Consider the following 11,692-nt stretch of genomic DNA (forward strand, 5'->3'; position numbering starts at 1 on the left):
ATGCCTAATTTTCTTGAGTGATTTTACTCTAGGAATTTTACCAAGATAAATCCTTGATTGGGTATGGGTAACTTACTCCTATACCCAATTTTTTTTGCTCGGATGTTGGCAACAGAAAAGGGTGATGTGCTGCAAAACCTTGGACATTACCTAATTCCTTGATCCAATGTCTAACGTAGGCACCGTCTCCATCATACCTTTGGGCTTGACTTGGTATGTTGAAGTAGCGATTCTCCCTAGGGTCATTTCCAACTCCTGCCACATAAAGCCAATTGCACCAGTTAGAACAAACGTCATAATCAATCAATAAACTCTCGAAATACAAAGCACCCCATCTCCAATCAATGCCTAAGTCATTAACTAAAAATGACGCCACCAACTGTCTGCCTCTATTAGACATAAACCCAGTAGCATTCAACTCTCTCATGTTGGCATCTATAAAAGGAATCCCAGTTTTACCGCTTGCCCATTTTTGAAACACAATCTCATCCTGGCTCCAGCTATCAGACTTTGCTTTTATCCCCTCAAGCTTAAATATTTTTGATCCGTGCTTCTTGGCAATGAACTTAAAATAATCTCTCCATATCAGCTCAAAGATCAACCAGTATGTAGATTGATTTTTCACCCTTTTCTGCTCATAAGCCTTAACTTCCTCATAAATATATCTAGGAGAAATACATCCAAGTGCCAACCATGGGGAAAACTTACTGCTATAATCTTCTCCCAAGAGCCCATTCCTCGTTTCCTTATAACTTTTCAAGCAATCTCTTTCCCATATGTAATCCATTAGTCTTTTCTTTCCAGCAACTTCTCCACCGCGGAAATCAATTACACTTCTATCATCACCTATTGCCTCTTTAGAAAACCAATCTGGTATTTGGAAAAAGTCATTTCTAATCTCTGAAGGAACACAAATAGTATCGGGTTCAGGGAAAATTGGCCTTACCTCTACAAACTTCTCACACTCCTTTCGGAATTTTGTAAACACTTCTGGTGTATGTGCCACAGGAAAAGGTAAATCTTCTAAATGAAAGAGTGTGCTTTGCCAAAAACTACTTGTCTTTACTCCTACTTTCCAAAGATTTTTCTCAAGTGCGTACTCCACTTGCTTTTCTTCATAAGTGATCTCTTCGGAGAAATATACTTCTGACACATTAAAAGTATCAACAATCTCTGGAATAACCACTTCAGGCAAGCCATGGGTTACATACAAGTTACCCCCTTTGGATTGGATCTGCTGCCGCAGGTCCATTATAGATTCATACAAAAACTTCGAACGAAAGGATGCTGTTCTTTTTATGCCTAATTCTGAATCGACAAATTGCCTCGGATCAAAACAATATACTGGAATAATTTCATCTGACCTTTCTAAGGCCGAACTTAAAGCTTTATGGTCATGAATTCTCAGATCATTTCTAAACCAAACTATGACTCTTTTTTCTCGCATCGAAATAAAAACAGCTTGTTTAATTAAAGTGTTTGGGCAAATTAAAAATTCTTCTTTACTTGGTTATATAAATAGTTGGCTGACAATAATCGTTTCTATTTTGGTCAAATTAATTGTACAAAACTTAAATCATGAAAAAATCAATACTAATCCTCAGCATTTTCTTAACTTCAATTCCAACTTTTGCCCAAACTGACCAAACGGGTACTGAACATGGCTCATTGATGTTTTGGAATAATCTAAGCCTACTTTGTGGAAAATCATTTGAAGGTGAGATGGTAAATGCTTCAGAAAAGGATCAATTCTACGGAAAAAAATTAGTGATGCATGTAAGAACATGTGAGGATGGGAAAATAACGATTCCATTTCATGTAGGTGATGACCACTCCAGGACCTGGGTGTTGACATTGGAAGAAGGTAATATGATCAAGCTCAAGCATGATCATAGACATGAAGATGGGAGTGAGGATAGAATTACACAGTATGGTGGAATGAGTTCAAATACAGGAATGGCAAAAGTTCAGTTTTTCCCTGCAGATCAAGAGACTACTGATTTGATACCTTATGCAGCGACCAATGTATGGTGGATCACACTAGATGAAAAGTCCTTCAGCTACAATTTGAGAAGAATCAATAATGATACAGCCATCAATGTCAAATTTGACTTAAGCAAAGAAGTCGAGACACCTCCCACTCCTTGGGGATGGTAATTAAGGAAAAGACTTCACCCATTTTTAATTTCTACTTTTAACACTTGAACTACATTTTATGAAACGGAATAAAAACCTATCACTTTTGATACTAGTTAGCATACTCTTGGTAGCTGGCTGTCAGGATCATGAAGCAACTGAAAGTCTTCAAAGCCTAGTCAAAAATAAACCGAGTCTAAAAGGAAAAACTGAATACTTAGCGTCTCCATATGTGACTGCTGGTGATCGGCTGTATATGGTGGGTCATCAGGATGGAAGCTTCCCAGACTTAGGTTGGCATGTACATGGAGAAATGGGTGGTATTTGGAATCATCCTATAAAATTAATGGATGGATTTACCGCAAGTTTGATAACTGATGGCACTTCTTTATGTTTAGAAACTGCAAAAAGCTTCACTAATTATCCATTTGCGAATAAACATGAGTACACCATCCCCCAGCTTAATTTAGAGATAGAGAGGTTTCAGTTTGTACCAGAAGGAAAAGAGGGAATAGTAGTAGAATATTTGCTGAAAAATGAAGGCAACTCCAAGCTTGACTTGACCTTCAATTTTACTGGACATGTAGACTTGAGACCTGTCTGGCTTGGCGAGGAGTCAGGAATGGTAGATCATATAGATGACTTGACCTTCGATGAAGGTAAAAATTTTTGGCTAGGTAAAGACAATGGAAATGATTGGTATGTAATCTTTGGTTCTGATGAAGCTGGTAAACCACAAGCTGATTCTGACAAAAATTGTGAATATCAACCCATAGGAAAAGGAAAAGCAGCTAGCCTAAGCTATCAGATGAATATTCCCTCTGGACACCATAAAATCATTAGGTTTTATATTTCTGGATCTTATCAAAGCCAAAAGGCAGCAGAAGCTACATTTGATGAACTCAAATCAAGTCATGCGTCGTTACTGGAAGAAAAAATTGCACATTATGAGCACATTGCCAGCTTGAGCAAAATATCAATCCCAGATAAGGAAATAGAAGAAGCCTTTGAATGGGTAAAATATAATACCGAGTGGCTCGTAAGAGACGTACCTGAGCAAGGTAAAGGGCTAGGTGCAGGCATGCCTGATTATCCCTGGTGGTTTGGTGTAGACAATGAATATACCCTGAAAGGTGCCATCGCTACAGGCAGGAAAGACCTAGTATACAGCACTATCGATTTGATCCATAGCTTATCTGAGAAAAATGAAAATGGTAGGGTGATTCATGAAGTCAGTACAAACGGTGTGATTTTCAACCCTGGCAACATTAACGAGACTCCACAATTTGGCTCATTGATCTGGTGGGTATACCAATGGACTGGAGACAGAGACTTTTTAGAAAAATACTACCCTTTTGTAAAAAAAGGACTCAAATGGCTAATGGAAACAAATGATAAAGATGGGAATCTTTTTCCTGATGGATATGGTATGATGGAAATCCATGGCTTGGAATCTGAGATGATAGATGTCGCTGTCTATACCCAAAAGGCATTTGATGATGCAGCTCAAATGGCGCGTGTAATGGGCGAATCAGAGCAATCAAAAAGCTATCAAGAAACAGCCGATAAACTCAAGCAAAAGATAAACGAAGAGTTTTGGGTAGAGGAGTTTAATTCATACGCTGATTTTATCGGAACTACAGCAGAAGCACTTCATCTTATAGATGCCGCTATCATAAGAGCTGATACCTTGAATAAGCCGTGGGCGGTGGAAGAATTACAGCTAACAAAGAGAAAGTTATCCACCTATCCTAAAGATAAAAAGCAAGGCTTTGTACTTTTTCATAATTGGGTAGTAAATACACCAATGGAAATGAAAATTGCTGATCGAGAAAAAGCCATCAAAGCGCTAGATAAAGGAAAAAAATTCGTGAATCCTTTCGGTGTATTTGTCACAGGAATAGACAGGGATGAGCGCTCAGAATCCGCTGATGGGAAGTTTGAAGGAAGCAAGGTGTTTTCTTATACGGGCGCAGTGATGACCCTACCTACAGGAGTGCAGGCGATAGCTGAAAACAACTACGGAAGACCTGACGAAGCATTGGATTACTTGAAAAGAATGACACGCTCTTTTGGATTTGCCTTGCCTGGATCGATCTATGAAGTCTCTCCAGATTATGGAATGATGGCGCAAGCTTGGAATTTATACAGCTACGCGGTACCTATAGTCAGTCAGTTTTTTGGCATATCGCCTGATGCTGCCAATAAGATCATTTATATCAAGCCTCAAATGCCAAAAACTTGGACTCATTCATCGATAGAAAATGTAGTCATTGGTGAGAACAGTATTTCTATAACATATAAAAAAGAAGATGGAAAAATTCTAATTGAAATTAGCCAACAAAAAGCTGATTGGGAAATTCATTTTGATCCGAGCTTTTTTAATGCATCCTCACTTAAGTTAAACAAGAGCCATTATGAGCCTGTAGAAAAGGGGAGCTATTCAAGTAAAGGAAAAACGATAAACATAGAAATGAATACTAAAGATTCAGTAGAATAGATAATACACCAACATGAGCTATTGTGCAAATCCACTTTCATAATAATGGAATCTAATCAGTAGAATTAACCTGTGATTTGGAACCAAAATAAAAAATCTGATAGCATCTGTTTGAAGATTAAAGCTCGTTTATTTGATTAGTAGCAAAGTAGTGGATGTTCATCTTAGTCATTCCAATTTGAAAATCGAAAGGACAAACTAGTAAAAAAAACACAAGACTATTTCAAACACCAAATGCTGTCAAAACCAGACTTCTAGCTCCACCAAAATCTCTAAATTCACAAAGGTAAATTCCCTGCCAAGTTCCAAGGTTAAGTTTTCCACCAGTAATAGGTATTTGGAGACTATTCCCCAAAAAACTGCTTTTCAAGTGCGCAGGCATATCATCTGACCCTTCATAAGTGTGGATAAATCGTGGATAACTCTCTGGCACGAGCTCATTCACAAAGGTTTCGAAGTCCTTTCTTACCGTAGGATCTGCGTTTTCATTGATCGTCAATCCTGCTGAGGTATGTTTAATAAAAATCTGTAAAACCCCTTGATGAACCAGTTTGATTTCGGGAAATTGACTTTGGATCACATCAGTGATCAAATGATAGCCTCTAGGGTAACTTCTTAACTTTATTTCTTTTTGGAAGAGTTTCATTTTTCAAATTTTAGGAATAACGACCAATAGCTCCAATGTCATTCACCACAAAATTATCCTTTTCAATCCTACATACTAATCGAAGAATACAAATTATCCAGCTGTACTTATTGCTATTGTTCAATAACAATTGATTAAATCAATGAATTGATTTTGTTCACAATGAAGCGTTTAATCAAACCTTCTTAGCTTCCTATCAAGTAAAGATGGTGTGTATTAGAAATAGGATCAAACCCTTTAATAAATTTTCTGTCACAAGATCAAAACTCATTACACCAACTCGGCTCCTATCCCATTATCCTTTGGGAAAGTAATCGAATCTGAGGTAATCACTACACCCCTTGCAATATCTTCCTTTAGAAGCATAGCGCCATCCATATCTACATAATCTAATAATGCCGCAATGTGCGCAATGGCAGTGATGCCCACGGAAGACTCCGTCATACAACCTACCATGGTCTTCATACCAAGACTTTTGGCTTCATCTATCATCCTAAGTCCAGGCGTGATTCCTCCAGCTTTTACCAATTTGACATTGATACCATGAAATAGCCCATGACATTTCTTTACATCTGACGCTACAATACAGCTTTCATCAGCGATCACTGGAAGTTTACTATATTTAAAAACCTCCTTCATCCCCTCCAAATCATCCTTGCCTAATGGCTGCTCCATAAATTCCACGTTAAGCTTTTTCAATTCTTCTGAAAATAAAATGGCTTGCTCTGCTGTCCATGCACAGTTTGCATCTATTCTAAAAATTGCATTCGTATGCTTTCTTAGCTCTCGTATGATGTCCAGGTCATGATCTGTTCCCAACTTGATCTTATAAAGTGGCCAATCTACCTCTTTCATCTTTGCGATCATTTTTTCTACACTGTCTATTCCTATTGTGAAGTTGGTCAAAGGAATATCCTTTGGGTTAAGATGAAGGTATTCATACAGTTTCATCTTCTTTTTCTTAGTGTAAAGATCCCAAGCAGCCATATCTAAAGCACATTGGGCAAAAGGATTATGTACAAAACTCTCCTTGCAAAGCTCCCAAAGCTCTTCTGGACTATCCCAATTTCTAGCTTCTACAAGATGCTTGGCATTCTCTAAAGCTGAACAAATGTTGCTTTGAGTCATGCCGTAGAATGGATTAGTGGTTGTTTCTCCTAGCCCTATCAAGCCGTCTTCTTCTAGCATGACAATAACGGTATCTTGTACATCTCTACTTTGATGAGCGATGGTGAAAGTGTGTTTCAGAACTAAATCTTTGACAAAAAAGGTGAGTTTCATATTTGATAGGGTTTACAACAAAAGTAAATGTAATTTTTTGCCTAAGTTTACATTTTATGGAAAATCTTACCCTTTTCAATATGAATAAAGCCCTAATTCGACTATCACTGCTTTTGTTTTTCATGTCTTCTTGTGAAAACAAACCTGAAACTGTCCATCAAATCGATCTTGAGCTATATCAGAAAGCTTACGATATTTTCAAAGAGCAAAGCATTGACTCACGTAGATTCAAATACGATGAAGTGATTCACTTGGTAAAAGATCGAAAAGGCATCTTCGAAACGGTGGAAATTGGTCAATCAGTTCAAAAGAAGGCAGTATATCAAATGACCACTGGAAAAGGAAGTACTAAAGTGTTGCTTTGGTCGCAGATGCATGGAAATGAAAGCACGGCTACGATGGCTTTGTTTGATCTGATGAACTTTCTTGAAGGATCAGCTGATGAATTCGATACGATCAGAAGTAAAATTCTTCAGAACCTTCAGGTTCGAATCATCCCGATGGTAAACCCTGACGGTATGGATCTGTGGATTAGACGGAATGCCTTGTCTATAGACCTCAATAGGGATGCTGTAGCCCTTTCATCTCCTGAAGCAAAAATCCTCAAACAAGCAAGGGATAGTTTCGAGCCAGCATTTGGGTTCAATCTACATGATCAGCAAACCTACTATAATGTCAATCAGACCAATAAGCCCGCTACAATATCGGTGCTTGCACCAGCATTCAATTATCAGACTGAGGTCAATGAGGTCAGAAAAAAAGCCATGCAAGTCATCATCGGAATGGATGAAGCTTTGCAGAAGATGATTCCAGGACAGGTAGGAAAATATAATGATGCCTTTGAGCCAAGAGCTTTTGGAGACAATTTCCAAAAATGGGGTACGAGCACGATACTTATAGAATCAGGAGGCCTGATCAATGATCCAGAAAAACAGGAAATAAGAAAGTTGAACTTCCTAGCGATACTTCATGCTCTACTCTTGATTGCGGATGAATCATATCGAGATTATGTTTTGGATGATTATTATACCATTCCTGACAATGACCTGAAATTGATGGATCTATTGATCAAAAACATTGCATTGGAAAAAGAAGGTATGACTTACCGCACAGATATTGGAATCAAAAGAAGAGAAGTAGATACTTCCTATGATTATTATGTCAATGGAGCCATAGATGATATCGGAGATCTCTCAGTATTCTATGGATATGAGGAAATAGATGCTACTGATATGAAAGTAGTGGAAGGAAAAGTATTTCCAACCTATTTTGAAAATATGGATAACCTGACTCATGAAAGAGTAACTGAACTGTTGAGGGCAGGCTATCTAGCCGTAAAGGTGAAACATGTAACCACTGAGTCTTCACTCCACAAGCTCCCAATTCAAGTCTTGAATCAAACATATGAGCTTGCTACAAATATTTCCCTAGGTGCTACTGCAAACTTTTTCTTGCAAAAAGATGATCAGCTAAAATATGCAGTAATCAATGGATATTTGATAAATTTAGAAAGTGTCTCTATGAATGATTTCAAGATGAAAATCTACTAAATCAACTGCCAATTTGGAGAAAAATTCTGGCAAGAAAATGGATACATAATCCTAACTCAGCATATAAAAAAAAAGAATCTATGAAAAAGCACCTTACCGCAGCCATTTTTGCGCTATCTATCATCATTGCTGCCGCCATTTTAGGCAATGCCATCATCAATAGGAATAAGAAATCAGGAACAGTAGATGTGACTGGTCTTGGAGAGCAAAATTTCTCCTCCGACTTAGTGGTATGGGAGGGAAACTTCAGCAGAGAAAGCTATGATATCAAAGATGCCTATGCAGATTTAGAAAAAGATCGCAAAGCAGTCACTGATTATTTAGTAAAAAAAGGTATCAACAAAGATCAAATTATTTTCAAAGCTGTCAATACAAATCCTCGCTATCAGCAGAACTACAATAGCAGTGGCAACTACATGGGACAGACATTCCTTGGATATGAACTAAATCAATCGCTTCAAATCGAGTCAAAAGAAGTGGAAAAAGTAGAACAAATATCTAGAGAGATCACTGAACTATTGCTCCAAGGAGTAAAATTCTACTCTCAACCACCAAGGTACTATTACACCAAACTGGAAAGTCTCAAAATAGAAATGATCTCTAAGGCTACAGAGGATGCACGCTTGAGAGCTGAACGTATAGCCGAAAACTCCGGGTCAAAGCTTGGCAAGCTCATCTCTGCCAACATGGGAATCTTCCAAATCACAGGGCAAAACTCCGCAGAAGATTACTCCTGGGGTGGCACACTAAATACCAGTTCCAAAGAAAAAACAGCATCAATTACGATGAGACTCAGCTATAGTGTGAAATAACTTAGTAAGAATAGACAAGACAAAACCTCAGTATATTGCCCTTGGATATTCCTAAAAAGCAACAATTTAAATATGAACAATAACGACATTCTCAGAAGCCTTCGGTACACATTTGATTTCAATGATGAGCAGATGATTTCCATATTCAAAAAAGGAGCATTAGAAGTCAACAGAGAAACGGTAAGTAACTGGCTAAAAAAGGACGATGATCCCGCATTCAAAGCTATATATGATGTGGATTTGGCAGCATTTCTAAATGGCCTGATTGTCAAAAATCGTGGAAAGAAGGAAGGAGAAGATCCAAAACCAGAAAAAAGCCTGAACAACAACGTGGTATTCAGAAAACTCAAGATAGCTCTGAATATGAAGGATGAAGATATTTTGGATGCATTAGACTTGATAGGCTTTAGGTTTAGCAAACATGAGCTTAGCGCACTATTCCGCAAGCCCACCCAAAGCCAATTTCGTCCGTGCAAAGACCAAGTTTTGAGGTATTTTTTGAAGAGTTTGCAAGTAAAGTATAGACCCTCCACAGAGAGCTAATTGATAATGTTTACAAAGAGTATAGCCAAATACTAGGCTGCGTACAAGATAAAAAAGAGGCTGTCTCGTTGAAGTGACAGCCTCTTTTCATGTGTATGAGGTTATAGAAAAGAATTTAGAACAGCTAAATCAATTGATCCATCAGGCTAACGTGATGAGGACATCCCTAATACATTGCCCAATATTTTTAATATTTAACTTAGCCTCCCTCCAAGCAAAAAAGATTTGATCTAAACAGACAAAGAAATGTTTGGAACCATTCTAGCTTTGAATTTATGGATCAGTTCTTCAAAGTACAGGAAAGAGAAATTATCACATTATCTTCTAAAATCTATAGCAATTTTCCTATAGTTTTCATTTACTTTCACAGAAGCATTAGGTTGTAATTCAAACACTGCTCGAACAGCAGAAGAATTGGTAAGTTCTGGCACGGTAATGGAAAAGAAAGCTATGGCTTCTCCAGCAGGGATGATTACTTCCGCTGTATTGGTAAAGGAGAAGTGTGTTCCTTCTACGGCAGTTGATTCATTCGAAATGAAACGTACGGGAATGATTTGATCTTGACTTGATAGTCCTCCAAACAGATTCACTTGAAATGTTCGAATGCCAGCATTGTTTCTTAATGTGGCTACCAGAGGATAATCAAAACCAGCAGCTGGATTGGTGATAACAGCATCTTGAAATTCTACTGTCAATGTCCTGTATAGAAACTTATCCTCATTATCTTCAAAACAGGCCGTAAGACAAGCCGTTGAGAAGAGAATTGCAAAAACATATAATAACTTTTTCATAATTTTCTTCGATTTCAATTAAAACCCCCTGTTCTGTACCAAATTTGAATTCAACTCGATTTCCCTTTGAGGAATATTATTTAGAATTCTAAAATCGTCAAATGGAATCACGCCAAATTCTTTGACTATATCTCTACCAAGTCTTTTCAAATCAAAGAATCTATGACCTTCAAATGCGAGTTCTAACCTTCTTTCATTTAAGATTGCTTCAATCAACTCATTGTCAGATATATTTTCATAAGGTTCTAGACCAACTCTCTCTCTTATCATATTGAGGGCATCAAGTGCTTGCTGGTTTTGACCAAGTCTTGCATGAGCTTCTGCTTTGTTGAGAAGAACTTCAGCTGTTCTGATCACGGGCACATTATCCAAGTTAGGAAGTCCATTTTTGCTGAAGAATTTTGTCATTTCCATTTCATTGGCATTGTTACCAAGACCTGGAAGTATTAGACTTTTTCTTAGGTCATTATTGTCATAGGCATTATACAAACTTTCAGACACTACCACATTCCCAAAGGAAACTGGAGTAGCGCCATTCACATCTAGTCTAGTGGTGAATGTAGCCCTCAATGACTCGTTGCTTCCAAGATTGTCAGGAGCTGTAAAAACAATTTCAAAAATTGATTCGGGATGTACTTCTGACCTCCATCCTGCTATGAAGTTGTTGCTATTGGTCAGCACAGCTCTACTATTTGCCAAGACTTTGTCAGCTTCTACGATTACCTTTTGATAGTCACCATTATAAAGTGCTACTCTTGAAAATATTGCCGAATTGGCCATGTCAGAAGCATAATGAGGTGCTCTTGAGGAAGCCAAATTTTGAAGTAAACCCGCCGCAGTTTCCAATTCATTATAAATGTATGCATATATCTCTGCGATACTGGCTCTTCGAGGATAAGTGATATCTTCCACTGCCAAAACTCCTTTTTCTAAGATTGGAACAGCCCCATTGTCCACTTGAGTCAAAATCGCTGTAGGATCATATCCATAAACCCTTGCCATTTCAAAATATATGAGACCTCTAATAAAGTGTAATTGTCCTTTTACATCGTTTTTGTACGAAGTGGTGAAATCATTAGTTTCCACTGCTTCCAGCATAAGATTAATCTGATTAATCGTGATATATCCAATAAACCAATTTGAAATATGTGCACCAGGTTGATTAAAAGATTGATTCACAAGCCTATTGCCCGCACCGGTATTCGTAGCGTTATCTGCCAACAACTCCGGAATAGCAATGATGTCCCTTCCGTAAAGGTTCACATCTCTTAATCTAGCATATACTCCATTTAGAGCAGCATTGAATGCCTCCGTTCCTTGTAAAGCGAGGGTTGAGTCTATCGATTGTCTAGGCTGTACGTCTATCATACTTTCACAACTCCCGAGAAAGATGAGAAAGCTAGCAATAATGATTTTTTGTAGATTTTTCATGA

General features: G+C 37.9%; 10 protein-coding genes. 5 read left to right on the forward strand and 5 right to left on the reverse strand.

The genetic code is table 11. From position 1 onward, the window contains the following. Positions 1 to 37: 37 nt before the first annotated feature. Positions 38 to 1,447 (reverse strand): DASH family cryptochrome, encoded by a 1,410-nt coding sequence (locus MM214_RS06105; protein ID WP_241293227.1) that lies wholly within the window; start codon positions 1,445 to 1,447, stop codon positions 38 to 40. 131 nt (positions 1,448 to 1,578) lie between these two features. On the opposite strand from MM214_RS06105, the gene MM214_RS06110 reads away from it, so the two are divergent. Further along, positions 1,579 to 2,157 (forward strand): hypothetical protein, encoded by a 579-nt coding sequence (locus MM214_RS06110; protein ID WP_241293231.1) that lies wholly within the window; start codon positions 1,579 to 1,581, stop codon positions 2,155 to 2,157. A 58-nt stretch (positions 2,158 to 2,215) separates the two neighbouring features. Beyond that, positions 2,216 to 4,636, forward strand: a complete 2,421-nt coding sequence (locus MM214_RS06115) for an alpha-L-rhamnosidase-related protein (RefSeq protein ID WP_241293233.1) — start codon at positions 2,216 to 2,218, stop codon at positions 4,634 to 4,636. Positions 4,637 to 4,859: 223 nt separating this feature from the next. On the opposite strand, the gene MM214_RS06120 is transcribed toward MM214_RS06115, so the two are convergent. Both MM214_RS06120 and MM214_RS06125 read right to left on the reverse strand, forming a co-directional pair. After that, the gene (locus MM214_RS06120; protein WP_241293237.1) at positions 4,860 to 5,282 is read right to left on the reverse strand and encodes a secondary thiamine-phosphate synthase enzyme YjbQ; all 423 of its coding nucleotides are present in this window, start codon (positions 5,280 to 5,282) and stop codon (positions 4,860 to 4,862) included. Positions 5,283 to 5,552: 270 nt separating this feature from the next. Next, the gene (locus tag MM214_RS06125; protein ID WP_241293239.1) at positions 5,553 to 6,563 is read right to left on the reverse strand and encodes a dipeptide epimerase; all 1,011 of its coding nucleotides are present in this window, start codon (positions 6,561 to 6,563) and stop codon (positions 5,553 to 5,555) included. An 80-nt stretch (positions 6,564 to 6,643) separates the two neighbouring features. Between MM214_RS06125 and MM214_RS06130 the strand changes: the two genes are divergently transcribed. The 3 genes from MM214_RS06130 (at position 6,644) to MM214_RS06140 (ending at position 9,468) form a co-directional block, all read left to right on the forward strand. Continuing rightward, the gene (locus MM214_RS06130) at positions 6,644 to 8,113 is read left to right on the forward strand and encodes a M14 family metallopeptidase (protein WP_241293242.1); all 1,470 of its coding nucleotides are present in this window, start codon (positions 6,644 to 6,646) and stop codon (positions 8,111 to 8,113) included. An 80-nt stretch (positions 8,114 to 8,193) separates the two neighbouring features. Further along, complete coding sequence (locus MM214_RS06135) at positions 8,194 to 8,925, forward strand: SIMPL domain-containing protein (protein WP_241293245.1); 732 nt, start codon at positions 8,194 to 8,196, stop codon at positions 8,923 to 8,925. A gap of 72 nt (positions 8,926 to 8,997) precedes the next feature. Continuing rightward, entirely contained in the window at positions 8,998 to 9,468 is a 471-nt protein-coding gene (locus tag MM214_RS06140) for a YehS family protein (RefSeq protein WP_241293247.1), read from the forward strand. A 317-nt stretch (positions 9,469 to 9,785) separates the two neighbouring features. On the opposite strand, the gene MM214_RS06145 is transcribed toward MM214_RS06140, so the two are convergent. Beyond that, complete coding sequence (locus MM214_RS06145) at positions 9,786 to 10,259, reverse strand: hypothetical protein (RefSeq protein ID WP_241293249.1); 474 nt, start codon at positions 10,257 to 10,259, stop codon at positions 9,786 to 9,788. 18 nt (positions 10,260 to 10,277) lie between these two features. Then, positions 10,278 to 11,690 (reverse strand): RagB/SusD family nutrient uptake outer membrane protein, encoded by a 1,413-nt coding sequence (locus MM214_RS06150; RefSeq protein WP_241293251.1) that lies wholly within the window; start codon positions 11,688 to 11,690, stop codon positions 10,278 to 10,280. Between the last annotated feature and the right edge of the window lie 2 nt (positions 11,691 to 11,692).

Origin of the sequence: Belliella kenyensis, from assembly GCF_022549675.1 — a bacterium.
Lineage (GTDB): Bacteria > Bacteroidota > Bacteroidia > Cytophagales > Cyclobacteriaceae > Belliella > Belliella kenyensis.

Excerpts from the sequence above, each read along its gene's own strand:
- MM214_RS06135 (WP_241293245.1), top strand. The coding sequence starts at position 8,194 with ATGAAAAAGCACCTTACCGCAGCCATTTTTGCGCTATCTATCATCATT.
- MM214_RS06125 (WP_241293239.1), bottom strand. The coding sequence starts at position 6,563 with ATGAAACTCACCTTTTTTGTCAAAGATTTAGTTCTGAAACACACTTTC.
- MM214_RS06110 (WP_241293231.1), top strand. The coding sequence starts at position 1,579 with ATGAAAAAATCAATACTAATCCTCAGCATTTTCTTAACTTCAATTCCA.
- MM214_RS06145 (WP_241293249.1), bottom strand. The coding sequence starts at position 10,259 with ATGAAAAAGTTATTATATGTTTTTGCAATTCTCTTCTCAACGGCTTGT.
- MM214_RS06140 (WP_241293247.1), top strand. The coding sequence starts at position 8,998 with ATGAACAATAACGACATTCTCAGAAGCCTTCGGTACACATTTGATTTC.
- MM214_RS06130 (WP_241293242.1), top strand. The coding sequence starts at position 6,644 with ATGAATAAAGCCCTAATTCGACTATCACTGCTTTTGTTTTTCATGTCT.
- MM214_RS06150 (WP_241293251.1), bottom strand. The coding sequence starts at position 11,690 with ATGAAAAATCTACAAAAAATCATTATTGCTAGCTTTCTCATCTTTCTC.
- MM214_RS06120 (WP_241293237.1), bottom strand. The coding sequence starts at position 5,282 with ATGAAACTCTTCCAAAAAGAAATAAAGTTAAGAAGTTACCCTAGAGGC.
- MM214_RS06115 (WP_241293233.1), top strand. The coding sequence starts at position 2,216 with ATGAAACGGAATAAAAACCTATCACTTTTGATACTAGTTAGCATACTC.
- MM214_RS06105 (WP_241293227.1), bottom strand. The coding sequence starts at position 1,447 with ATGCGAGAAAAAAGAGTCATAGTTTGGTTTAGAAATGATCTGAGAATT.